The 24,423-nt window shown below is 57.4% G+C and carries 21 protein-coding genes; 12 read left to right on the top strand and 9 right to left on the bottom strand.

Annotated elements, in window-relative coordinates:
- Positions 1–301: 301 nt before the first annotated feature.
- The 3 genes from DHN55_RS16510 to DHN55_RS16500 all read right to left on the bottom strand — a co-directional run bounded on the left by DHN55_RS16510 (position 302) and on the right by DHN55_RS16500 (position 5,725).
- Positions 302–1,954, bottom strand: a complete 1,653-nt coding sequence (locus tag DHN55_RS16510; RefSeq protein ID WP_337660434.1) for an SPOR domain-containing protein — start codon at positions 1,952–1,954, stop codon at positions 302–304.
- Positions 1,955–2,716: 762 nt separating this feature from the next.
- Entirely contained in the window at positions 2,717–4,468 is a 1,752-nt protein-coding gene (gene argS / locus DHN55_RS16505) for an arginine--tRNA ligase (protein WP_108882939.1), read from the bottom strand.
- Positions 4,469–4,531: 63 nt separating this feature from the next.
- Complete coding sequence (locus tag DHN55_RS16500) at positions 4,532–5,725, bottom strand: deoxyguanosinetriphosphate triphosphohydrolase (RefSeq protein WP_108882620.1); 1,194 nt, start codon at positions 5,723–5,725, stop codon at positions 4,532–4,534.
- 107 nt (positions 5,726–5,832) lie between these two features.
- Between DHN55_RS16500 and erpA the strand changes: the two genes are divergently transcribed.
- From erpA to xth, 3 genes are all read left to right on the top strand, one after another.
- On the top strand, positions 5,833–6,162 hold the full coding sequence (gene erpA / locus DHN55_RS16495) for an iron-sulfur cluster insertion protein ErpA (RefSeq protein ID WP_108882619.1): 330 nt from the start codon (positions 5,833–5,835) through the stop codon (positions 6,160–6,162).
- A 213-nt stretch (positions 6,163–6,375) separates the two neighbouring features.
- Positions 6,376–7,854, top strand: a complete 1,479-nt coding sequence (locus DHN55_RS16490) for a PAN domain-containing protein (RefSeq protein ID WP_337660433.1) — start codon at positions 6,376–6,378, stop codon at positions 7,852–7,854.
- A 130-nt stretch (positions 7,855–7,984) separates the two neighbouring features.
- Positions 7,985–8,767, top strand: a complete 783-nt coding sequence (xth, locus tag DHN55_RS16485) for an exodeoxyribonuclease III (protein WP_108882617.1) — start codon at positions 7,985–7,987, stop codon at positions 8,765–8,767.
- A gap of 55 nt (positions 8,768–8,822) precedes the next feature.
- On the opposite strand, the gene DHN55_RS16480 is transcribed toward xth, so the two are convergent.
- Positions 8,823–9,716: a tetratricopeptide repeat protein gene (locus DHN55_RS16480; RefSeq protein ID WP_337660432.1), complete on the bottom strand. Its 894-nt coding sequence runs from the start codon at positions 9,714–9,716 to the stop codon at positions 8,823–8,825.
- Between the two features lie 405 nt (positions 9,717–10,121).
- Between DHN55_RS16480 and DHN55_RS16475 the strand changes: the two genes are divergently transcribed.
- Positions 10,122–11,285 carry a DUF898 family protein gene (locus DHN55_RS16475; RefSeq protein WP_108882615.1) on the top strand — a complete coding sequence of 388 codons (1,164 nt, stop codon included), beginning with the start codon at positions 10,122–10,124 and terminating at the stop codon, positions 11,283–11,285.
- Positions 11,286–11,288: 3 nt separating this feature from the next.
- On the top strand, positions 11,289–12,419 hold the full coding sequence (locus DHN55_RS16470) for a M48 family metalloprotease (protein ID WP_108882614.1): 1,131 nt from the start codon (positions 11,289–11,291) through the stop codon (positions 12,417–12,419).
- Between the two features lie 18 nt (positions 12,420–12,437).
- On the opposite strand, the gene DHN55_RS16465 is transcribed toward DHN55_RS16470, so the two are convergent.
- The 5 genes from DHN55_RS16465 to DHN55_RS16445 all read right to left on the bottom strand — a co-directional run bounded on the left by DHN55_RS16465 (position 12,438) and on the right by DHN55_RS16445 (position 15,830).
- The gene (locus tag DHN55_RS16465) at positions 12,438–12,692 is read right to left on the bottom strand and encodes a hypothetical protein (protein ID WP_108882613.1); all 255 of its coding nucleotides are present in this window, start codon (positions 12,690–12,692) and stop codon (positions 12,438–12,440) included.
- 30 nt (positions 12,693–12,722) lie between these two features.
- The gene (locus DHN55_RS16460) at positions 12,723–13,118 is read right to left on the bottom strand and encodes a hypothetical protein (RefSeq protein WP_337660431.1); all 396 of its coding nucleotides are present in this window, start codon (positions 13,116–13,118) and stop codon (positions 12,723–12,725) included.
- Between the two features lie 97 nt (positions 13,119–13,215).
- Positions 13,216–14,697: an Asp-tRNA(Asn)/Glu-tRNA(Gln) amidotransferase subunit GatA gene (gene gatA, locus DHN55_RS16455; RefSeq protein ID WP_108882611.1), complete on the bottom strand. Its 1,482-nt coding sequence runs from the start codon at positions 14,695–14,697 to the stop codon at positions 13,216–13,218.
- A gap of 59 nt (positions 14,698–14,756) precedes the next feature.
- Positions 14,757–15,044, bottom strand: coding sequence for an Asp-tRNA(Asn)/Glu-tRNA(Gln) amidotransferase subunit GatC (gene gatC, locus DHN55_RS16450; protein WP_108882610.1), 288 nt, complete (start codon positions 15,042–15,044; stop codon positions 14,757–14,759).
- 96 nt (positions 15,045–15,140) lie between these two features.
- Positions 15,141–15,830 (bottom strand): metal-dependent hydrolase, encoded by a 690-nt coding sequence (locus DHN55_RS16445; protein ID WP_108882609.1) that lies wholly within the window; start codon positions 15,828–15,830, stop codon positions 15,141–15,143.
- A gap of 76 nt (positions 15,831–15,906) precedes the next feature.
- On the opposite strand from DHN55_RS16445, the gene ruvX reads away from it, so the two are divergent.
- From ruvX to topA, 7 genes are all read left to right on the top strand, one after another.
- Positions 15,907–16,398 (top strand): Holliday junction resolvase RuvX, encoded by a 492-nt coding sequence (ruvX, locus tag DHN55_RS16440; protein ID WP_108882608.1) that lies wholly within the window; start codon positions 15,907–15,909, stop codon positions 16,396–16,398.
- 5 nt (positions 16,399–16,403) lie between these two features.
- Positions 16,404–17,345: an AEC family transporter gene (locus DHN55_RS16435; protein WP_108882607.1), complete on the top strand. Its 942-nt coding sequence runs from the start codon at positions 16,404–16,406 to the stop codon at positions 17,343–17,345.
- Positions 17,346–17,462: 117 nt separating this feature from the next.
- Positions 17,463–18,434: an aspartate carbamoyltransferase catalytic subunit gene (locus tag DHN55_RS16430; RefSeq protein WP_108882606.1), complete on the top strand. Its 972-nt coding sequence runs from the start codon at positions 17,463–17,465 to the stop codon at positions 18,432–18,434.
- Complete coding sequence (gene pyrC / locus DHN55_RS16425; RefSeq protein ID WP_108882605.1) at positions 18,434–19,750, top strand: dihydroorotase; 1,317 nt, start codon at positions 18,434–18,436, stop codon at positions 19,748–19,750. The genes DHN55_RS16430 and pyrC overlap by 1 nt, the downstream gene beginning before the upstream one ends.
- Before the next feature lie 71 nt (positions 19,751–19,821).
- Complete coding sequence (plsY, locus tag DHN55_RS16420; protein ID WP_108882938.1) at positions 19,822–20,445, top strand: glycerol-3-phosphate 1-O-acyltransferase PlsY; 624 nt, start codon at positions 19,822–19,824, stop codon at positions 20,443–20,445.
- Entirely contained in the window at positions 20,442–21,623 is a 1,182-nt protein-coding gene (dprA, locus tag DHN55_RS16415; protein ID WP_108882604.1) for a DNA-processing protein DprA, read from the top strand. Before plsY ends, dprA begins: the two co-directional genes overlap by 4 nt.
- Before the next feature lie 192 nt (positions 21,624–21,815).
- Positions 21,816–24,422: a type I DNA topoisomerase gene (gene topA, locus DHN55_RS16410; RefSeq protein ID WP_108882937.1), complete on the top strand. Its 2,607-nt coding sequence runs from the start codon at positions 21,816–21,818 to the stop codon at positions 24,420–24,422.
- Position 24,423: the final 1 nt, after the last annotated feature.

The raw sequence follows: 24,423 nt of genomic DNA, 5'->3' as shown, positions 1-24,423 counted from the left end.
CATTGTCTCCGAAACGATCGCCAAGTGCAGCCAATACGCCGGCTGGACGCCACGAACGTGGGAGTCAACCTGCCTCCAAGGTGTTACGATCCGGCAAACCTTGTGCGGCTGCATCAAAACATGCCTTACAGTTTGTAAACTCCGATTGGCGGCGCTTGCGTCAGTAACGGCGTTGCCATCACCAGCCAGTGCGCGCGAACACCCTGCCCGCAGCTTGCATGGCTCCGACATCTACACAGGGTGACTCCAGCATTTGATGCTGCTGTGGCGTTGTGGCTGAACGGAATTGAGGCTTCCAAGCCTAGCGGCGGCGGACCAGGCAATCGCGCTCGCCGGCAGCGATGAGCTTGTTACACAGTTCGGTCGCTGCCTGTTTTGACGACATCGGCCCCATTCCCAGGCGATAGAAGATGCCGCTGGCGCCGAGATTGGTTTGCTGAACTGCCGGTGGCAGGTTGCCGATGATATTGCCGTGTCTTGACCGCAGTTGCTGAAATTGTCCCAGGGCTTCCTGTTCCGACCTGTAGGCAGCAAGCTGCACCACATATCCGGATCCGGTTGGTGCATTGGCTGCCTGGTTCTGACTTGCCGGAGGCGGTGAGAACGACTGCAAGGATTGCTGCGTAATCGGTTGCTGTGGCGCAGGCGCAGGTGTGGGCAGCGGTTGTGGGGTTACAACGGCCTGCTGCTGGAACGTCTGGGGTGTCTGCTGCTGGAACGTCTGCGGAACCTGCTGCTGGAACGTCTGCGGAACCTGCTGAGCAGGCTGGCTTGGCGCATTCAAGGGGGCACGCAAACCGGAAAGTGGATCGTCGTCGCGTGATGCACTGCGAGTTTGCGGTACCGCCGGTGCGGGTGCCGGTGCAGGTATTTGATTGCTTACTGGTGCCTGTACCTGCGGAGCAACGATGGCCGCCTGCTGTTGCAGGTCTACCGGCGCATTCAGTTGCTGTGAGGGAGCCGGAACCGGTGTTGGCTGCAATACCGGCTGGAACTGTGTCGACGGTGCCTGCTGAACAGCGGCAACGAGATTCCGCGGTTTACGGCGTGGAATTGGAGGCTGGCCAATCGACCCTTGCCGCGCTTGCTGCGTCAATACTTGTTGTGTCGGCGCGGGAGGAGCCGGTGTCAAAACGGCAGAAGCCGCCGGTTCGTTCCCCCCGGCGGCCCCCTGATCTTCCTGATTTTCCCGTGCCGTGCTGGCAGTTTGCTGCGCGGGCTCCGGCCCGGCCTCTCCGGGTGTCAGTGAGCCCTGGGTCTGTGGCGGCGGCGGCAGCGGTAATGGAAGCAGATTTCCCTCACCGCTATTGCTGGACGGCGCCTGCGGAGTTTCTTGCCGCGGGACGATTCTCTCCGGCTCAGTGCCGCTACCTGTACCAAGGATACGGTCGTAGATCAGTTTTTTACCTTGTGCCGGTGCCGCAGCGGGAGGATTTGCAGTGGCATCCGGTTGTGCTTTGGTCGGAGTTTCCGGTGCATTGATCACCGGCACTTCCGCTGTTGTGCCGCCAGCCGGGGTTTTTTGCTGGGTATACCAATAAATCAGGCCGGCCGCGATTGTGCCGATAGCCAGCAATGCAATGACGACCATAACCAGCCCGCCCCAGCGGCGGGGCTCGTCCTCTTCGTAATCCTCGTCGTCATACTCGCGATAGGCCTGGGAATAGTCGTTGGCCGTGCGACCGCCATACTCCCGCTGGTCATCAAACGGATCATCAAAATCCGGACGCAGGGGTTCATTGCGCGATGGCGCAGGTCCGGACCGCCCAAGCGGCGCTGCCGGGCGGTAGCCGTTGTCTTCAAACAGATCGTATTCGCTGGACTGCGGCGCAAAGCGCTGTCCCTGGCCGGGCGCAGGCTGTGGAGCCGGTGGACGCGGCGCTGCATATCCGCCACGCCCGTAAGGATCGGCTCCCTGCGGTGGGTATCCCTGCGGTGGATGCTGACGCGGCACGGGTGGCTGCGCATAACCAGGGCCTGCCGGCCTGTAACCTTGCGAAGGTTGCGGCGGCTGCGGCGGTTGGCCGTAAGGAGGCTGGTTGTACGGTGACTGCGGTGGTGGCGCAAATTGTCCGGGCCTTGGCGGGGCACCGGCCACACCTGGCGCGCGAACCGGTTGCAACTGGTTCGAACGGGGCGCAGGAGCAACAGGACGTTGCGCCATCGAGGCAGCGGGCGCCGGAGACGGCGCGGGTGATGATACGGCCGGCTTGGCAGGCGGAGCCGCCGGCCGAGGAGGTTTGGCCGCCGGCCTGCCTGCCGGGGCTGATTCCGCACGAGCGTTTTCGACCTCTTTTTTGGCAAACGAGAATTTGTCCAGGCTCGAAGATGAACTGCGTTTCTTTACAGCCTCTTCAGCGGCGGCACGATGCTGGCGCAAACGTTCGGCAAACGCGTCGTCCTTTGCGCCTCCGGTAGCCTGAGGCCGTTCGGAAGCCGGTTTGGGTTTCCCGGAACCTTGCGGATTTCCGGCAGGAGCGGTTTTTGAACGGACAGGTGCCTTGGCCGCTGAACCCGGACGAGGTGCCATGGGAGCCGGCTTTGCAACCACTTTTGCGTCACCGCGAGCAGCCGGTTTCGCCGGCGCCTCAGCCGGCGTTGATGGCGCTTCCGTCCTGGAAGAGCTGTCGTCGGTTATACCAAGGCGATCGCGCCAGCTGCCGCGATTGCCCGGTTTGCTATTTGATTCCTGATCCATCCGGTTCCCATCAAACCCTTACATCTCATCGACAGGTTTTACGCCCAAGATGCTAAGTCCGCTTACTAAAGTATAGCGGATCATTTGCAACAAGGCGAGACGTGCTTGTGTAAGATGCACTTGTTTCGGCAAAATAAATCTTAATTGCGGCTGATCTTTGCCCTTGTTGTAGTAAGAGTGAAATTCTGCTGCAATTTCATATAGATAGAACGCAAGCCTGTGAGGTTCCCGATTCACAGCGGCCAATTCCACCGCGCGCGGCCACCCGGCAATCAGGCCGATGATTCGTTGTTCGGTCTCGTCAGACAGCAGAAGAAGCGATTCTTCAGGCACATCCGACAGGTCGGCAACGGCTTCACCAACCTCGATTTCGGCCCTGGCAAAAGCCGACCCGATCCGCGCGTGAGCATACTGAACATACCAAACAGGGTTATCGCGTGACTGTTCTGTGACTTTCTGGAAATCGAAGTCCAGTGGCGCGTCATTCTTGCGCGTCAGCATCATGAAACGCAGGACATCGGAACCAACTTCGTCCACAACTTCACGCAGCGTGATGAACTCACCGGCACGTTTGGACATCTTTACCGGCTCGCCCGCCCGGAATAGCCGCACTAACTGGCACAACAGCACATCCGCACTCGCGTTACCTTGCGAAAGCGCCTTGGTAACTGCCTGTAATCGCTTGACATATCCGCCATGATCGGCGCCCAGAATGAACACCAGTTCGGTGAACCCGCGATTTATCTTGTCGCGGGCATAGGCGACGTCGGCGGCAAAATAGGTGAAGGTTCCATCCGATTTCATAAGCGGACGGTCGATGTCATCCCCAAATTCAGTTGCCCGGAACAGGGTCTGCTCGCGGTCTTCCCAGCCTTCCGGCAACTGGCCCTTCGGCGGCGGCAGGCGGCCTTCATAGACCAGACCGGCGTCCCGCATGGTCTGAACTGTTTCGGCTATCTTGCCGTTTTCATGCAGAATTCTCTCAGAGAAGAAAACATCCTGATGAATGTTCAGCCTTGCGAGATCCTCACGGATCATATCCATCATCGCGTCAATCGAGCGATCCTTGACCAGCAATTTACGCTGCGCTTCATCCATGGTCTTGAGTTTGCCGCCAAACTCTCCCGCCAGCTGTTTGCCGACCGGTATGAGATAATCACCCGGGTACAGACCGGCAGGTATTTCGCCAATGTCTTCGCCAAGCGCTTCAAGATAACGCAGGAATACACTGTCGCCGAGTGTGTCGATCTGGCTCCCGGCGTCGTTTGTGTAGTATTCCCGGGTGACATTGTGACCTGTAACTTCAAGCAGGGTGGCCAGCGCATCGCCGAATACGGCACCCCTGCAATGGCCCACATGCAGAGGTCCCGTTGGATTTGCCGAAACATATTCCACATTGACCCTGCGTCCCTGCCCCAGGGTCGAATCTGCAAACTTTTCGCCCGCTGACAGAACCGAACGGATAAATCCTGGCCAAAAGGCTTTTGAAATACGCAGGTTTACAAATCCGGGACCGGCAATTTCCGCCGAAGCGATGTCGGCGTGTTCGGCAAGCACGGTACACAGGCTCGCTGCTATGTCGCGCGGTGATTTTCCGGCCGGCTTGGCGAGCACCATTGCCGCATTCGTAGTCACATCGCCGTGGGCCGGATCACGTGGCGGTTCGACGACGACCCGCGATGCATCCAGCCCATCAGGAAGCGCGCCGTCGCTGGCAAGCCCGGCCAATGCGTCATCGACAATGGTTTTGATATGGCTGAATGGGTTCATGTCATCCGGGTTTTGCTGAGAGTTGTGGTTTGCATCCATTTATCCGGATGTGCCGCGCGGGGCTTAGCGGAAAAGCGGATCGAGGTCAAACAACCGCTTGTGTTCATCAAGGGCATAACGGTCTGTCATGCCGGCTATGAAGTCGCATATCTGCCGGGCCTGTCGGCTGTCTCCACGCGAGTATCCGTGTTCCTGCCAGTCCGTCGGCAATTGCGCAGGATCGGTGCTGTACGCTTCGAACAGATCACTGACTACGCGACGGGCGCGATGCATAATCGCGATAACCTTTTCATGCTGGTACATGTGTTGCGCAAGGAATGCCTGGAGCGCCGCGTTGTCCCCGCTCATTTCTGGCGAGAAACCTACAATTGCCGACCTTGATTTGCGAACAGCGTCCGCGCTGTCGACATTGCTGGACCCGGCATTCGCCCGAGTTTGTTCGATCACGTCAAAAATCATCCAGGAAATGACACGCCTGACGGTTTCATGGATCAGTCGATGTCGATCCAGGCCGGGCCACATTTCTTCGACTTCGCGGATCGCCTTGCCGGCAATCGGCACGTCGAGCAGGGTTTTCACCTCAAATAGCCCTGCCCGCAAGCCGTCATCAATGTCGTGGGCGTTATAGGCTATATCGTCGGAAATGGCGGCAACTTGAGCCTCGGGGGAGGCGTAACTGTCCAGGTGCAGGTCGTGATTTTGCGCAAACTCGACAAATGCATGGGGTAATCCGGATTTTGCGTAACGCCCGGCCGGATTGCCGCCTGCATCCAGAACCGGCCCATTGTGTTTGACCAGGCCTTCCAGTGTCTCCCATGTCAGGTTCAGACCATCAAAACCGGCATAGCGCCGTTCAAGGCTGGTTACTATGCGAAGCGCCTGGGCATTGTGGTCAAAGCCGCCGTGATCGGACATGCACTTGTCCAGTTCGCGTTCGCCGGCATGACCAAACGGTGTGTGGCCAAGATCGTGTGCAAGCGACAGCGCTTCCGTCAGGTCTTCATCCAGCCGCAGCGCCCGTGCCAGCGAGCGCGCGACCTGGGCAACTTCGAGCGAATGGGTCAGGCGTGTGCGATAGTGATCGCCCTCATGGTAGACGAACACCTGGGTCTTGTGTTTCAGGCGCCTGAATGCCGCGGAATGAATGATCCGGTCCCGGTCGCGCTGAAACGGCGACCGCTCCGCTGCATCGTGTTCCGGCACGAACCTGCCTCTCGAGGCAAGTGCATCACTGGCGTACGGCGCTAAATCTGTCATGAACTTTCTTCCATCCGAGACGATTTTAATGTGCGCATTGACAAAGCATCCATCTCAACCAACATTCATAGGTAACAAACACGAGTTTAATCAGGACCGCTTTTGCCATGTCTGCCGCAATTACACTAACTGAAAACGCTGCCCGCCGGATTCGGGAAATTGTTGCCGGCGAAACGGACAAGACCGCCCTGCGGCTGGCCGTTAACGGCGGTGGCTGTTCCGGTTTTTCCTACGAGTTCGAACTCGACGAAAAACCCGGCGACGGCGATGCGGTTATTGAGCGGGACGGCGCTACGCTTCTGATCGATTCGGTTTCTCTGGTTTATGTGCTTGGATCGGAAGTGGATTTCGTTGATGACCTGATGGCTGCGCAGTTTCAGGTCAATAATCCAAACGCCACTGCATCGTGTGGCTGTGGGACAAGTTTTTCAATCTGAATAGTTTTGCCGCCTTATTTGTTGCTGTAAAGCGCCGGAAAAGAACAGATTTGCGGGTTTTGGTCGTTACCGGGCCAATCCATCGCGATGCAAGCCCACAATTGCGCCATGATCGTGCGCAAGATCGTCGCTGAAGGGCTTTTCAGGGACGCAATATTATTCATGCTGAACTCACAATTCTGGCTTCGGCCTTTCTTAACCGCCGTTTTCGGCGTGCTTCTTCTATCGGCACCCGCATCCGCTGCCCGTGACGGATCAACCGACCGTCCAGGGCTCGATTACAAAACCATAGAGCTGTCGGCACCCAACCCCGACTTGTGTGAAAATGCATGCAAGAAGGACGGCCAGTGCCGGGCATGGACATATTCGTGGCCTGGCGCAAAGGGTCCAAAGGCCATGTGTGCGCTGAAAACCGGCGTGCCGCCAAAGCGATCCGATACGTGCTGCATTTCCGGTGTGCTCTCGACAACCAGTCCGGTGACACGGACAGATGATCCGGCCCCTGCCCCTAAAAAACCTGTGGTAACGGCAAAACCCAAGCCAGCCCCCAAAAAGCCAGCTGCAACCGTAAAACCGGCGCCAGCTCCTAAAAAGCCCGTCGTAGCGGCAAAGCCCGAACCAGCCCCTAAAAAGCCTGTTGTTACGGTAAAACCGGAACCGAAACCTGTCCCGGCGCCTGCGCCGAAAAAGCCTGAAGTGGTGGCAAAGCCCGAACCTCAAGAACCCGTTGTGACCGTGAAGCCGGAACCGACCCCGCCACCGGCGCCTGAAAAACCGGTTGAAGAGGTAAAGCCCTTGCCTGAAAAACCTGCAGACAGGGAAATTGTGCAGCCGGTCCCCGCTCCCCTGCCGCCGGTGGAGGAACAGGAAACTGTAACCGTGACGCCTGTACCGAAGCCGGATCTGCGTCCTTTACAGGATGATGAAGCGGATCCGCAGGACGATGATGACACTCCCCGCCGCGAAACACCGCCAGATCCGGCAAAAGTTGCCGCCTGCAACGATTATGCATCGCGCGCTATTGCACAGAACGGGGAAAACAGGCGGTTGAGCTGCGGGCTGTCCGGCAGCCGCTGGGGTTTTGGTCAAAGTGCCTATTTCAGTTTCTGCATGCGCAACCCGTCCTCCGTCTACAATGGCGCCCGTGCGGCGCGTGACCGGGATCTCGATACCTGCAAACGGCAGCTTGCCAGCCGCGATGTGGAACGCGAGGAACCGGTTTTACCGGATCTGCAGGATGCTGAGCCGGATGATATCGTCGTAAGCAATTCCCGGTCGACCCGGTTCTGTCGTAACTTTGCCGGTCAGAGCATACGCCAGGCTCGTCAAGCCCGCCGTTACAGGTGTGGCTTCGGGGGCGAACGCTGGTCACGCAGCCGGGTCCGACAGGCCCAGTTATGCCGTCGCATCGGTCCACGTGCGGCAACCGCCCTGCTGGAAACGAGAACCCGCCAGATTCGCAATTGCCGCGCTGCCGGACGTGATGACGGACCGAAACGCTCGCGGTGTCGCCGCTATGCCCGCGCCGCGGTTACACAGGCCCGGGAAGCAAGGTTCCTTGATTGCGGTTATGGCGGCAGGCGCTGGAGCCGGAGTTATGAACGGCACCTGAGATGGTGCAGTTCGAATTCACGACGCAAGGCGCGCCGGGAATTCAGGCGGCGCGAGCGGTTGCTGGAGCAGTGCCGGTAAGCAACGGGTTTCTGACAGCAGGTATCTCTTGATGGCAAGGAACTGGTGACGACAAGGCTTGCGGCCTTGACGCCACCGGTACCCTGCATCAACTGTAATGAGACAACCGCCGGATAACTTGGGGTGCCCCATGCAGATCGCGACCTGGAACATCAATGGCGTCAAGGCGCGCCTGGAGACAGCCATTGCATGGCTGAACGAGGCCCGCCCTGACGTGGCCTGCCTGCAGGAGATCAAGTCTGTCGATGAAGGGTTTCCCCGCACCGCGTTTGAAGACATAGGCTACAATGTCGTTACGCACGGGCAGAAAGGTTTCAACGGTGTCGCCATCCTGTCGCTGAAGCCGGTTGAAGACGTCGCAAGGCAGCTTCCCGGCGATGACGACGATGAACAGGCCCGGTACATTGAAGCAGTCGTCAGCGGCGACAAGACGGCCTGCAGGGTGGGATGTCTGTACCTTCCAAACGGCAACCCTGTCGACACACCGAAATACCCTTACAAACTCGCATGGATGGATCGGCTGATTGCTCATGCGAAAATAAAACTGCTCCTGGAAGAACCGTTTGTGCTGGCAGGTGACTACAATGTTATTCCACAGCCTCGGGACGCCGCACGGCCGGCAGAGTGGACAGAAGATGCGTTGTTCAGGCTGGAAACTCTCGAGAAATTTCGCGAACTCACCGGGCTCGGTTTTACCGATGCGGTGCGCAGTTTCGATCAGTCAGATGGTGTTTACACGTTTTGGGATTATCAGGCCGGTGCCTGGCAGAAAAACAACGGTATCCGCATAGATCACCTGCTGATGTCAGCTCAGGCAACCGATCGGGCAACCGGCTGCCGGATAGACAAACATGTGCGCAGCTGGGAAAAGCCGTCCGATCATGTCCCGGTCATTGTCGAGTTGGACATCTAGGTTAACAGGCCGGCAAACTCAATTGAGCCCGCCGGTCATGACAAAACAGGCAGGCTTAGTTTTGTGCCTGCCGGGTGCGTACCGGAAAACGCCTGGACCATTTTGTGTAAAGCCGGTTGGCCCTATTCAGCTTTTTCTCACTGAGACCGGAAACCAGGGCCTTGTTTTTCTTGGCTATCTTTCGGTTCAGCGATGCGCCCGCGGTATCAGCGGCAATCTTGTACCAGACCAGCGCGCGTACCTTGTCGCCGCTTTTGTTGTAAATGTCACCCAGCCGGGCAGCCGCCGGAGCATAGCGTTTTTGCGCTGCCGTGCCGAGCCAGCGCATGCCGTAGGAACGGTCCCGTGCAACACCTTCGCCATTCAGATACATAAGGCCAAAGCCGTACTGGGCGCCGGCATGACCGGCTGATGCCGCGGTCTGATAATAATGCAAGGCCTTGTTGACGTTCTTCCTGACACCGGCTTTCTTGCGGCCGGTGCGCAGATAATTGGCCATGCGGGTCAGGCTATCCAATGCGAAATAGCGTTCGTTGCCCAGTACGTGACTTCTCCGGTCGACGTAATCTTCCGCAACTCGGTTGTAATGCTTGAACGCCGTTACCTGGTTGGCAGGCACACCCAGCCCCTTGCGGAACATGTGAGCCAACAGCCAGTTGGCCTGGATGCTGCCTTCACTGGACGGCAGGTCAAGATACGGCAGCGATGTAGAAAAATCCTTGGCCCTGTAAGCCACCAGGGCAGCGTCAAGATTGGCCTGGGCCTGCGATGACAACTGACCAACAGGCGTTTCCTGTTTGCTGGGGGCAAAAGAGTAAAATCCGGGCGGCAATTGTGCTTGCGCCCATGTCTGGCCAGTGGACACTACGGCAAGACCTGCTGCCAGCATCAAGCCGGCGGCAAACCGCAATCTTGTCAGGCCGAAGCCACTGCTGGTCTGCTGACCCATCCCCCCCATGGAGCAACAGTAAGACCGGTGTGGCACCACGCTCTGCGGGCCTCCCGTCAAGTGCCGGCTCGGCAACTTGTCCTTATCTGTTGATCTTGTATTCATCTGGTTTGTTTCGCCCCTGGCGCACCTGTTAGATTCCAAATCACCCGAAAGTACACAGCATTTACTGACTGCTTGGTTTTTGATTTTTGCTACCTTAGCGGGTACTAACCTCTTATAATCCGGATTCAAGCGCGATTAAGGCAGGAAGTTGCCGCCGGTGCAGATTTCTGAAAAGTGTGACATATTTGCAACACCAGTTTTGCTCGTAAATTGGCAGTTGCCGACAAACAAAATTAGGCTAGGCTTGCGCTGATTCCTCACGATTTGAGCGTCTTTCAGACCGAAAAGGACTTCTTCCCAATGTCGCCTACACTATTTGGTAAGCAGTCGGCAGAAAATCCGCCGCATGGTGCTGAGCCCGTTCGAATCGAGTACGTCTCGCATCCGGGATTGGGTTCTATCGCCATCACCAATTTCCTTTTGAACCTGATTACGTTGTCGTTTTACCGATTCTGGGCAAAAACCAGAGTGCGCCGGCATATCTGGTCCAGTGTGCAGTTAAATGGTGAACCGGTCGAATACACCGGGACCGGCAAGGAACTGTTTTTCGGATTTGTTGTGATCATGGTTATTGTGTTCTTGCCGCTGGCGCTGATCGCTACGGGGCTGGCCGCATATTTCGGACCGGAAAGCGCGGCGGTTGTAATCTTTCAACTGGTCATCGCCCTGGCACTCGTCACACTCTACGGCTTTGCGATTTACCGGGCTCGGCGCTATCGGCTGTCCAGGACCGTGTGGCGTGGCATTCGCGGTGCATTGCCCGGGTCAGCGTTGTCCTACAGCGGAAAATATTTCGGTTCGCTGTTGCTCAGCCCGATGACCCTCGGCTGGTCAACACCGGCAATGAACCTGATACTGGCTGAGCACATCACCAACGACATGCGCTTCGGTAATGTGCCGTTCAGTTTCAGTGGTCGGTCCGGACCGCTGTATTCACGGTATGCCTTGTGCTGGTTCGGAACCATACTGGCTTATCTGCTGGTTGGCGGATTTGCGGTAGCGCTGTTTTATTCAGGGGCGTTTGACGGGCTGCAGAATACATTTGAATCCCTCACCGGTGAAACAACGGAATCCAAACGCACCGAAGCCGGCCAGGCCTTGGGCATTTTCGCCGGGCTGATCTTCGTCTATCTGTTTTATGTTGCGATCCGATCCACCATCTGGTCGTTCTATACTGCCCGCGAGTTGAATGTCTTTGCGCGGTACACCAGATTTTCCGGAGCAAGTTTCGAATTCGACGCAACCGCATGGAGCCTCATCACATTGTGGCTCGGCAATATGGCGCTGATCATTTTCACGTTGGGCATCGCACAGCCGTTTGTGGAACAGCGGGTGATGCGGTATTTCGTCGAACGGCTGAGTGTAAACGGGGTGATAGACTTTGCTTCAATACAGCAATCCAAGGCACAGCTTGACAAACGTGGCGAGGGTCTCATTGACGCTCTCGATCTGGATGCATTTTAAACCATGACCACAGCGGCCCATAACGCGGAGTTTTTCGACGGCAAGTCTGCCATGGCCAGGCTGGTCCATGTCCGGGTGGAGCATGATGCCCTGGTGATTGCCATGAACGGTGCACCAAGTGTGCAATGGCCGCTGCGGGATATCGAACTGGTATCGGGCGGTAAACCGGGCCAGGCATTGAGGTTAAAGCTTCACGGCGATCATGGCAGCCGGCTTACGCTGCCCGAAGGCGACGCGGCGGATGCGGTGATTGAGGCGGCGCCATCGATACTCAGAGGTCACAAGCGCCGGTTCTGGAAAGGGGTCGGGATTTCGGTCGCTGTGGTTCTCGGTATTGGCGTCGCCGGTTATGCCACTCTGGCTGTTGCACCACAGGCGCTGGCCCGGTTTATCCCGAACAAGGTTGTCAACTCATTCGCCGACGGGTTGGAGAAATCGGTCATCAAGTCATCCAAACGCTGTGATGCGCCGGCAGGACAAGATGCTCTCAACAAGATCGCGCGCCGAATAGTCTCCGGCGCCGGGGATCCTCCTACGTTCTCTTTGCGGGTGTTCGATATCCGTAAAGGCGGGACGAAAAAACTGGTCAATGCCTTTGCGCTGCCCGGTGGACGAATGGTGTTCAGTGCCGGTCTGATCGAAAACGTCGGCAGCCCGGATGAAATTGCCGGTGTCCTGGCCCACGAACTGGGCCACGTCGCACTGCGCCATCCGGAGGCTGCAATAGTAAGAGTTTACGGATTGCAGATGTTCCTGTCGCTGTTCACAGCCGGTCAAGGGGCGGAGAATCTCGGCAACATTGCTGGTGTGCTGGCGGTGCTTCAATACAGTCGCGTGGCCGAGGAAGAAGCGGATGCCTATGCTGTGCAGGTGATGGAAAAGGCAAATGTAGATCCAAAGGGCCTGCAGACGTTTTTCACCAGATTGCTGAAAAAGAAACTGGGAACCGGGTCAGCGAAAAAAACTGACGACAGTACCTCGCTTCAAAAACGTATCGAACCTTTTACCGATCTTTTTTCAACACACCCTGGTACCGATGACCGCATAGCCCGCATCAAACCGCGCCCTGGCGGAACGCAACCTGCCATTCTGAGTGATGCGGAATGGAGAGCCCTGAAGGCCATCTGCAACTAGGGATGGGCCCCGGCCCGGTCAGGTATGCTTGCGGAGCATTCTGTGGATGCCAACGAGCAACAGGACGGCAATCAATACCAGGCCGGCAATGAACGAAAACAGCCATATGTCCGCACTGGTGAAGTGCTCATAGGTTCTCGCCTGTACCTTAGTGACGCTGTACCAGATACCGCCGCCGACAAGCACCAGTCCGGCAATGCAAAACCAGAGCATTGCCCGCATCACCTTCAGGATCAGCAACAGAAACGGCCGCTGGTTCAAGTCGCCTGACATTGCACCGGTCCTGGCAGCATGATCGGAGGCCTAACTCAGAGTGCCGCGGCAACCTGACCTGGCCCACCGGCGATTATAGGTGTGAAGCTTCAAGGCCGCATTGTAGATTCGTTTTGCATCCGAGCGGCATTTTCCGGACGAACAGCTTTTAGCGGTGACCCGGTAAGCCTTGCGCATTTCGGCCCGCGTCGGCGCGTCGTCGGATTTCAGGCGCTTCAATGTGGAATTGTAGTAATTGGCCAGGGACCGGTTGCGATTGACCACGCGCAGGAACCGGGGTTTGCCCTTACGTTTGAACTCTTTCGCCAGAGAATTGCACGAAGCAGCCTGTGCTGCTGATGAAAACGGGCCGCCTAGCGGCGCAAATACTACCAGCGCTGATGCAATTATGGTCATTGCCATCAGCTTCACAATTTTAGAATCCATGCCAGCCAAAATCCTGCCGTTGAAACCTGCCCCAATCGAATCCGCACCGGCAATATAGAACAAACGTAGGGTCAGTTTCAAATTTTGTTGTCAGTTTTCATGACCACCAGTTGTTTGCCTCGAAGCGGCCAGCCTGATCTTCAATGACCTTGCCGACCTGAAACAGCGTGGCTTCATCGAACGGCCTGCCGATCAACTGCAGGCCCAACGGCAGTCCTTGCGCATCGAGACCGGCGGGAACTGAAATTCCCGGCAGCCCCGCCATGTTCACGGTGACAGTGAATATGTCGTTCAGGTACATCTTTACCGGATCAGCGCTCATGTCCTGGTCGGCAATGCCAAATGCCGCAGACGGAGTTGCCGGGGTCAGGATGGCGTCTACGCCATCTGCGAATGATGTTTCGAAATCGCGCTTGATCAAGGTGCGCACCTTCTGCGCCTTGACGTAATAGGCGTCGTAGTAACCTGCCGACAACACATAGGTGCCGATCATGATGCGGCGGCGTACTTCCGCGCCGAAGCCTTCTGCACGGGTATTCTCATACATGGAGACGATGTCGTCTCCGGGAACGCGCAAACCATAACGTACGCCATCATAGCGGGCCAGGTTTGAAGAGGCTTCCGCGGGCGCAACGATATAATAGGCAGGCAGCGCATATTTTGTATGTGGCAGGGAAATATTGACGATCTCGGCACCTGCATCACGCAGCCAGTCAATGCCCTTCTGCCACAGCGCCTCAATGTCATCCGGCATTCCGTCCATGCGATATTCAGCCGGTATGCCGATTTTCATTCCTTTTATGGAGTTGCCAATGACCGCCTCGTAATCGGGGACTTCGACATCGACGGATGTGGTATCTTTCGGATCGACGCTTGCTATCGATTTCAGCATGATGGCCGCGTCGCGCACATCGCGCGCAATCGGGCCAGCCTGATCGAGCGAGGATGCAAATGCAACGGTTCCCCAACGCGAGACACGACCGTATGTGGGCTTTATGCCGACAGTACCGGTAAAGGCGGCAGGCTGGCGGATTGAGCCGCCGGTGTCGGTTGCTGTGGCACCTGCGCAAATATGTGCTGCGACCGCGGCCGCCGAACCACCGGATGATCCTCCCGGGACCAGATCAACATTGGAACCCTCGGCACGCCAGGGGTTCTTGACCGGCCCATAATAGGACGTTTCGTTGGATGAGCCCATGGCGAACTCGTCCATGTTCAGTTTACCCAGCATGACCGCGCCATCGGCCCACAGGTTTGCCGTTACTGTTGATTCATAGGCCGGTTTGAACTGGTCCAGTATATGGCTGCAGGCCTGGGTATGGACGCCATCGGTGGCAAACAGATCCTTGATACCCAGGGGAATGCCCTCAAGCGGACCGGCTTCGCCCTTGGCGATGCGATCATCGCTTGCTGCTGCCATTTCGCGGGCCTTGTCCGGTGTTTCCACGATATAGGCGTTCAGCGAGCGTGCCGCCTCGACCGCGCTGATATAGGCTTCGGTCAATTCGGTGGCTTTGAATTGTCCCGAGCTCAACGCGTCGCGGGCCTGGGCAATTGTTAGTTTCAAAAGATCGGACATCTGTTTTCCGGAAATCAAAAAGTCTGGCGTGTTGCAATTACGGTCATCGGACGCGGGCGTTACTCGACAACCTTGGGCACCATGAAGAAATTGTCGTCGCTTGCCGGTGCGTTGCCGGTGACCCGGTCTGGATAGCCGCCGTCATTCACCTCGTCCGTGCGAAGACGCATGCTGTTTTCGACGACGGAGGTCATCGGTTCAACGTTATCGGTATCGACTTCTTCCAGCATCTCTATCCAACCGAGGATGTGATTCAACTCGCCTTCAAGTTTCGGCACTTCATTATCCGAAATACGGATGCGGGCGAGTTGGGCAATGCGGCGCACTGTTGCCTGATCGACAGACATGATCTGTAATTCTCCAATTCGGTAGCTGAATTGCCACGCGTGATACCATCGTCACCTTGTGGCTGCAATGGCTGATGGCGGCGAACGAGCCGCAAATCAGATATTCAGGGTTTGCCCGATAAACGGCACCTTGACCTTGCCGGCATCTTCTCCCATTGCCTGCACAAAAGGATCGGCATCGGGCACCAGCAGCGGGAATGTGCCGTAGTGGCAGGGAATGACCGTTTCAAAGTCGAAGAAATTCCGGCAAGCCATGGCCGCCGTAACCGGGTTCATGGTGAACCTGTCGCCGATGGGAACGATGCCGGTCGCGGGCTCATGAATACGGGCTATCAATGCCATATCCCCAAAGATGTCGGTGTCGCCCATATGGTAAAGCGGCTTTTGGGACTTGTTGGGCCGGATGATGATCCCGCACGGATTGCCCAGATAAACCCCGTCTGAGGATGAAGAATGATCAGCCCTCACAAACGTGCAGATGAAATCGGGATGATAGACCGCGCCGCCGGTATTGGTGGGGTCGAAGTTCTCAACTCCCTGGTTGTGTAGATGAACGGCCAGTTCGTAGACGGCAATCAATGTGGCGCCGGTTGCCTTGCAGATGTCTACCGTGTCCCCGATGTGGTCGTCATGGCCATGGGTGAGAATCACATGTGTGCATCCCGACGTGGCGTTCTCCACGCTGCCTTCGAAAGTCGGTGAGCCGGACAGGAACGGATCAATCAGGATTACGGTGTTATCAAATTCAACCCGGAAAGCCGAATGTCCAAACCATGTGATTTTCATGTGTGTTCCCCTTTTCGCATGGCAGATGTGCGTTGAACCGTTTGCACCTGCCGGTTTCAAGCCTTAAGCAGACAAAATGACGAGCATTCTGTCCAGCCCCGATGAACTGCGTGACGTGTTAACCGGTCCGGCGAGCCTCATCGGCCTTGATCTGGGCAGCAAGACAATTGGAGTGGCTGTGTCGGACCGGCTGAGAACCATCGCGTCTCCCCGCCTTACAATCAAGCGAACCAAGTTCAAGGCGGATGCTGCGCAACTGCTGGAGATCGCGGCAGGCGAAGATGCAGCCGGATTTGTGCTGGGACTACCGGTCAACATGGACGGCACTCACGGACCACGGGTTCAGGCAACCCATGCCTTTGCCAGAAACCTGGCCAAACTTACAGACTTGCCAATTGCCCTGTGGGACGAACGACTGTCGACTGCGGCTGTTGAGCGGATGTTGATCGACGCAGACAGATCACGGGCCCGGCGGGCTCAACTCGTCGACAAGCTGGCGGCAGCCTGGATATTGCAGGGCGCCCTTGACCGGCTTGCCGGCTCGGCGCCCGGCGCTCCGGAAGCATAACAGCCATGGATGTCTTTAACAGCATCCTGCCGATCTTCGTGCTTGTGGTTGTGGGAAACATTATCCGGCGCACCGGCATTGTGCCGATGGAGGACTGGAAAGGTGTCGAACTGATCTGCTTCTGGTTGTTCTTCCCGGCCATCCTTTGTTTCACCCTGGCTACCGTAGAACTGAAAAGCCTGCCGATAGGGTCGTTGAGCGTCACCGTACTGGCAGTGACCGGCATAATGTGGACGATCCTGTTCGCACTCAAGCCGGTGTTGCAGTCCAGGAATGCCATGACCAATGCGGAGTTCACCTCGGTCTTTCAGGCAGGCTCGCGGTTTCACGGATTTATCGCCCTGGCCATCGTCCTGAAATTGTATGGTGAAACCGGAGCGGCCTATGTCGCCATCATCATGGCCCTGCTGGTACCGCCCATCAATATCGTGAACATCGTGGTGCTGGCCGCGTTTGGGAAAGGTCAGACGCCCACCCTCGGCAATGTGATGAGAGTTGTAATCAAAAACCCGATCATCTGGGGCGCCACGATCGGTTTGACCATCAACTTTTCCGGCGTTGGCCTGTGGGAACCGGTGCACACCACGCTTGACCTGCTCGGCAGCGCGGCGCTCGGGGCCGGGCTTCTGGCCGTCGGTGCCGGGCTGCGCATAAAGGCCGCCCTGAAACCGAGCCTGCTGGTCTGGACCGGTGTGGTCGCGAGACTGGTTGTAACTCCCCTGCTCGTCGTGCTGCTGGCGTGGGCAACCGGACTCCAGGGCGAGGCATTTGAAGCGGCCATGATCTGTGCTGCCGTACCGACGGCCATGAACGGTTACGTCCTGGCGCGGACCATGGGCGGCGACGCGGAACTGTATGCGGCGACGGCAACGGTACAGACAGTGCTTTCTTTCGCTTCAATTCCGCTCGTCATCTGGTTGGCGCGGCATATGCAGTGGCTGGGCTAGGTACACGGGAAACCGGGCGGTACCGGGTGTCCGGCGAAGTAAGCTGTGCACACGCTAACCAACTTGCACCATTCCTGCTTGCACTTGTTCCAAAGCGTGCCTATAGACACGCTTTTAATGGCCAAGACATCTTCAGCACCCCGCCCGTTTATCAAGAGCGACAACCTGCTCAGCATTGCAGACCTTTCGCCAACCGAGATCGGTGCTCTGCTGGATTTAGCCGACAAGTATGCAGACGACACCCGCAAGGGAAGCAAGCACGGCAAGGTTCTCAAGGGCCTCACCCAGATAAACCTGTTCTTTGAGAACTCGACGCGTACGCAAAGTTCGTTCGAACTTGCGGGCAAGCGCCTGGGGGCAGATGTCCTGAACATGGCCGTCAGCGCCTCTTCGCTCGCCAAGGGTGAGACCGTGCTGGACACGGCGATGACACTCAATGCCATGCGCCCTCACCTGCTCATTGTGCGTCACCAGTCGTCAGGTGCCGTTGAGCTGCTGGCCCAAAAGGTTTCCTGCGCGGTGATCAATGCGGGCGACGGCCAGCATGAACATCCCACCCAGGCATTGCTGGATGCGCTCACCATACGCCGCCACCTGAAACGACTTGAAGGGCTGACAGTAGCCATTTGCGGTGATGTTGCCCACTCCCGCGTCGCACGTTCCAACATTGCCTTGCTGTCAAAGATGAATGTCCGCCTCAGGCTGATTGCACCGCCGACACTGCTGCCGTCGGGCGCGGAAAAACTTGGCACTGAGATTTTCACAGACATGCGCGAAGGCCTGAAAGGCGCCGATGTCGTCATGATGCTGCGGCTTCAGCTTGAGCGCATGAACGGCAGTTACATTCCATCGGCACGCGAGTACTACAGGTTCTTCGGCCTCGATCAGGAGATGCTTGCAATTGCCAACAAGGGCGCACTGGTGATGCACCCGGGCCCGATGAACCGCGGCGTGGAGATAGATTCAATCGTTGCTGACGGGGTTCAGTCGGTCATTCGCGAACAGGTTGAAATGGGCGTGGCGGCGCGCATGGCGGTGCTTGACGGCCTGTCCCGAAATCTCGATGCCTCGAGCAAGGAAGGCGCGTGATGGCCAGGAACCCTGCAAACACCTCCGAACGGCGCGCCTTTGTAAATGCAAGGCTTTTTGATCCGGCCGGCAAGCTGGATCAGACCGGCGGCCTGCTCATCGAAGACGGCGTTATCAAATGGATGGGCGACGCCGTTACCAAGGCCAGCCTGCCGGAAGGCACCAATGTTACCGATGTCAAAGGTTCCCTGCTGATGCCGGGCCTTGTCGATATGCGGGTGTTTACCGGCGAGCCGGGTTCTGAACACCGCGAAACCCTGCAGACCGCCTCGCGGGCAGCCGCTGCAGGCGGGGTCACCTCAATAGTCATTCAACCCAACACGCAGCCGGTCATGGATGATGCGTCCATCATTGACTTCGTCCTGCGCCGGGCACAGGACACCGCCGATGTCCGGGTCTACCCGATGGCTGCCATCACCAAAGACCTGAACGGCGAAAAAATGACCGAGTTTGGTCTGCTTCGGGAAGCCGGGGCAATTGCAGTCACCGATGGCATACACTCCGTCCGCAATTCCAGGGTGTTGAGCCGTGCCATGAAATATGCCGGCAATTTCAACCTGCTGCTGGTGCAGCATGTGGAAGATTATGATCTGGCCGGCGGTGTCATGCATTCAGGCGAGTCAGCAACACGACTGGGATTGCCCGGCATCCCGGCTGCAGCCGAGTTGATCGCTCTTGAGCGGGATATCAGGCTGGTCGAGATGACCGGAGCGCCTTATCACGCGGCGCAGATCTCGTGCGCGGCGTCGCTCGACATCGTCCGCCAGGCGAAAGCCAGGGGTCTGCCGGTGTCATGCGGTGTTTCAATCAACCATCTGACCCTGAATGAGCATGACATCGGTGCCTACCGCACGTTCTTCAAGTTGTCGCCGCCACTGAGACGCGAGGAAGATCGCAAGGCGCTTGTGGCCGGCGTGGCCGACGGCACCATTGACGTGATCGTTTCAAGCCATGATCCCCAGGATGCCGATACGAAAAGAGTGCCCTTTTCCGAGGCTGCTTTCGGCGCCATCGGGCTTGAAACACTGCTGTCAGCCGGATTGTCTCTGGTCCATTCCGATCAGCTGCCACTGGAGCGCCTGATCGAGGCGATGACAGATGCCCCTGCCCGCCTGCTTAACATCAAGGGAGGCCGGCTGGAACAGGGCGGCAACGCTGATCTGGCAATTGTCGACATCACTGCGCCCTGGGTGGTTGACGCCGACCTGCTCAAATCGGCCTCACGGAACACCACTTTCGAGACCCGGGCTTTTGAGGGCCGTGTCTCGGAAACCATTGTCGGCGGCCACAGTGTGTATAAACTGTCTGATCATTGACAGGCACTGTTGGTTGACAGGCACTGTGAATTAAAGAGTGGAGCTCTCGGCAGATGGAAGCTGTTTTCGGAATGAACCCGCAATGGCTTGGCCTGATTTCATTGTGGTTCGGGCTGGGCTATATGTGTGGCTCCATCCCTTTCGGCATTCTGATTGCCAGGATGTTTGGCCTCGGCAATCTCCGCGAAATTGGCTCCGGCAATATCGGGGCCACCAATGTGCTGCGAACCGGAAGCAAACCGGCTGCCGCTGCGACACTGCTTCTTGATGCACTGAAAGGAACACTGCCTGTCTTTGTGGCCAACTATGGATGGCACATTGACATGGCAATCGCAGCGGGTTTTGGAGCTTTCATCGGTCACATCCTGCCGGTCTGGCTGAACTTCAAGGGTGGCAAAGGTGTAGCGACCTATGTGGGTATCCTGTTGGGCTTTGGCTGGCCACTCCTTGCCGTGTTTGCGGTCATATGGCTGACGCTTGCAGCCACGTTGCGATATTCATCTCTGGCGGCGCTCGTCGCATCATTGGCTGTGCCGACTTATGTCTTTGTCTTTGGCGATGGTTATGGCGATTGGAAACTGCCAATGGCACTTCTTGCCATGACAGTCATTGTTTACCTGACCCATCGGGAAAACATCGTTCGACTGTTAAACGGCGAGGAAACACGCATTGGTTCCAAACCCAAACCGTCATGAGCGATACTGCGACACACTCAGACATCTCTGATGAAGAACGGCTGTGCCGCCTGCAGTTGGCCCTGAGTGACAATATCGGACCAGCCACATACCACCAGTTGCTGGAGCTCTACGGTTCCGGCAGCGAGGCTATTGCCGCCCTGCCCGATCTGGCGTCAGGCGCCATCCGGGGGCGCCGTGTCGGACTGTATTCACGTGATCGTGCCCGTCAGCATATCGAAAGAACACACGCGTGTGGCGGGCAGATCATAACCATTGGCGAACCGGGCTTTCCCGACCTGCTGGCACAAACCGTCAATCCGCCGCCAATCCTGTTTGCCGCCGGCAACACCGATCTGCTGCAACAGACCACATGCGCGATCGTGGGGTCGCGCAATTCATCTGCAAACGGAAAACGGTTTGCCCGCGATGTTGCCACGGGACTTGCACAGGCCGGTTGGAAAGTTGCTTCAGGACTGGCGCGAGGCATAGACACCGCGGCTCATGAGGCGTCGCTCGAATACGGAACGGTCGCCGTCATAGCGACCGGCCTTGACGTGATCTATCCGCCGGAAAATTCGGCACTGCAGGCGCGGATACATTCTGATGGCTGTGTCGTTACAGAAATGCCGCCGGGTACAAAACCGCGGGCCGAGCTGTTTCCGCGCCGCAACAGGATAATCGCCGGCCTGGCAGCCGGCGTCGTCGTCATTGAGGCTGCCATGCGGTCGGGCTCCCTGATCACGGCACGGCTGGCCAATGAAATCGGCCGCGACGTGTTTGCCGTGCCCGGGTCGCCGTTTGATCCAAGGTCTGAGGGTACAAACAAGCTGATTCAAGACGGTGCGATGCTGATTACGTCAGCCCGCGACGTCCTTGATGTACTTGAACGCGGCCATTTGTACACATCCAGCGCCGGTGGCGATGTACAGCCGCAGCGGCCAATTGTGTCGGGTGCGAGCAAGCACACTGCAGATAATGAACCACACCCACATGCAATGTCTCGCGACAGCCAGATGGTGGATGACACCCACAGGCAAGCAGTAATGGATCTGCTGGGTCCTGATCCGGTCGAAGTGGATGTTGTTGTACGGGAATCCGAGTTGTCTTCACGGCTTGTGCAGATGGTGATGATGGAGCTTGACCTGACCGGTCGCCTGGAAAGACATCCCGGTCAAAGAGTGTCCCTCATCGTTTAGTCGAGGTTTCTCCGTCGACGGAAGTCAGGCTGGTTCGGTCATTCCGATTGGGGCTGTTTCTGGCAGGTTACTGAAATATCATTGTCCAAGGTTCTTGCGCGAACCGGTCGTTTGGCCCTATGACGCTTGACCTGAAACAACCCCGGCACCATGTGCAGGGTTCGCTTTAAGCACAGGATTATCCGCTTCACCATGAATGTAGTTGTCGTAGAATCGCCCGCAAAAGCAAAGACCATCAACAAATACCTGGGCAGCGACTATCACGTCCTTGCCTCATACGGCCATATCCGCGACCTGCCTGCGAAGGACGGTTCGGTTAAGCCGGATGACGATTTTTCGATGCTCTGGGAAATGGACTCGAAATCGTCCAAACGGCTGGGTGATATCGCAACCGCACTCAAGTCCGCCGACAAACTGATACTCGCAACTGACCCTGATCGCGAAGGTGAAGCTATTTCGTGGCATGTTCTTGAGGTGCTCAACCGTAAGGGTGTTATCAAGGACAAGGGTGTCGAACGGGTTGTGTTCAACGCCATTACCAAGAATGCCGTGCTGGACGCGATGAAGAACCCGCGCGAGATCGACGATGCGCTGGTTGAAGCCTACCTGGCCCGGCGCGCGCTTGATTACCTGGTTGGCTTCAACCTGTCTCCGGTCTTGTGGCGCAAGCTGCCGGGAGCCCGGTCTGCCGGCCGCGTGCAGTCGGTCGCATTGCGCCTGATCTGCGAGCGTGAGCTGGAAATCGAAGCGTTCATCAAGGACGAGTACTGGACTATTGAAGCCGACATGAAGACCGGCGCCGGAAAGGCCTTCGCGGCCCGCCTGCAGTCAATAGACGGCAATAAGCTGAACAAGCTCGACATCGGCAATGAAACAGCTGCGCGCGCCATAGAAGCAGCGTTGAAAGATGCCCGGTTTACGGTCGGTTCGGTGGAAACCAAACCGGCCAAACGGCACCCGTCGCCACCGTTCACGACATCCACCCTGCAGCAGGAAGCATCGCGCAAGCTCGGGTTTTCATCGCAGCGCACCATGCAGGTGGCGCAAAAACTGTATGAGGGCGTCACGCTGAACGGCGAAGTGACAGGCCTCATCACCTACATGCGTACCGATGGTGTGCAGATGGCGAATGAAGCAATTGCAGCAGCGCGCAATGTCATCCAGTCGACCTATGGCGAGCCGTATCTGCCTTCGGCGCCGAGAATATACAAATCCAAGGCCAAGAATGCCCAGGAAGCCCACGAGGCTATCCGTCCGACTGAACTGTCACGCTCACCGGAGGAAGTCCGCAGCGTGCTCGATGCGGACCAGTATGCACTCTACGTTCTGGTGTGGAAACGCACCATGGCAAGCCAGATGGAAAGCGCCGACTTTGAGCGCACCAGTGCCGACATCACCACAACCGGTAATGACGGCAAGCCTTACAGCTTGCGGGCCAATGGTTCGGTTCTGAAATTTGACGGCTTTCTGAAAGTCTACGAAGAAGGCAAGGACGACACCGAGGACGAAGACGACAAACGCCTGCCGCAGCTGAGCAAGGGCGACATTGTCGGCGCACAGAAAATCGAACCTGTGCAGCATTTCACCGAGCCACCGCCGCGCTATTCGGAAGCTTCACTCATCAAGCGGATGGAAGAACTGGGTATCGGGCGCCCGTCGACCTACACCGCCATTCTGACGGTGTTGAAGGATCGCGGCTATGTGCGCATGGACGCCAAGCGGTTGATCCCGGAAGACAAGGGACGGCTGGTCACGGCGTTCCTGGAATCGTTCTTCAAACGCTATGTGCAGTACGAATTTACCGCTGACCTGGAAGAACAGCTCGACCTTGTGTCGGCCGGCGACAAAAACTGGAAACAGCTTTTGAATGATTTCTGGCGGGACTTTTCCAACCAGATCGACGGCACCAAGGAACTGCGGGTTACCCATGTCCTGGATGCTCTGAACGACCTGCTTGAAAACCATGTGTTCCCGGAACGTGAAGACGGCACCCACCGCCGGGCCTGCCCGTCCTGCGAAAATGGCCAGTTGTCGCTTAAACTGGGCAAGTTCGGTGCCTTTGTCGGTTGTTCCAATTATCCCGAGTGCCGTTTCACCAAGCAGCTTGGTACAGCCGGTGAAGGTGATGCGTCACTAGTTCCGGCTGACGGAATTGTGCTGGGACAGGACCCTGAAACCGGGCTTCCGGTCACCCGCCATGACGGGCGCTTCGGGCCCTATGTTCAGTTGGGCAAGGCCGAGGACGGAGAAAAGCCGCCTCGCTCGTCCATCCCGAAGACAATCAAACCCGACGAGATCGATCTGGCGTTTGCCTTGCGGCTGTTGTCACTGCCGCGCGAAGTCGGCCTGCACCCGGAAAGCGGCAAGCCGATAACGGCGGGTCTGGGCCGGTATGGCCCCTTTGTGCTGCATGAAGGCGTTTATGCAAACCTGAGCGATTTCGAGGAAATTTTCAATGTGGGCCTCAATCGCGCGGTTGATCTCATTGCAGAGAAAGTCGCCAGCCGCGGCAAACGCGGCCAGCAGAGCGCCCTGAAAGATCTCGGTGCGCACCCTGACGGTGGTGGCAATGTGCTGGTGATGGACGGCCGGTATGGTCCCTATGTCAAATTTGGCAAGATCAACGCGACCTTGCCGAAAGACGTAACGCCTGAAGATGTCACCATGGAACAGGCAGTCGAACTGATTGCTGCCAAGGGCGGCGCCAAGGCGAAAAAGAAGGCGGCAAAGAAAAAACCTGCCAAGAAGGCCGCCAAGAAGAAGGCCGCCAAGAAATCCGTGACGAAGGCAGAAGGCTGAG

Source organism: Anderseniella sp. Alg231-50 (assembly GCF_900149695.1).
In the GTDB taxonomy this organism is placed as follows: Bacteria; Pseudomonadota; Alphaproteobacteria; order Rhizobiales; family Aestuariivirgaceae; genus Anderseniella.
This window is presented reverse-complemented; position numbering and strand designations above follow the sequence as displayed.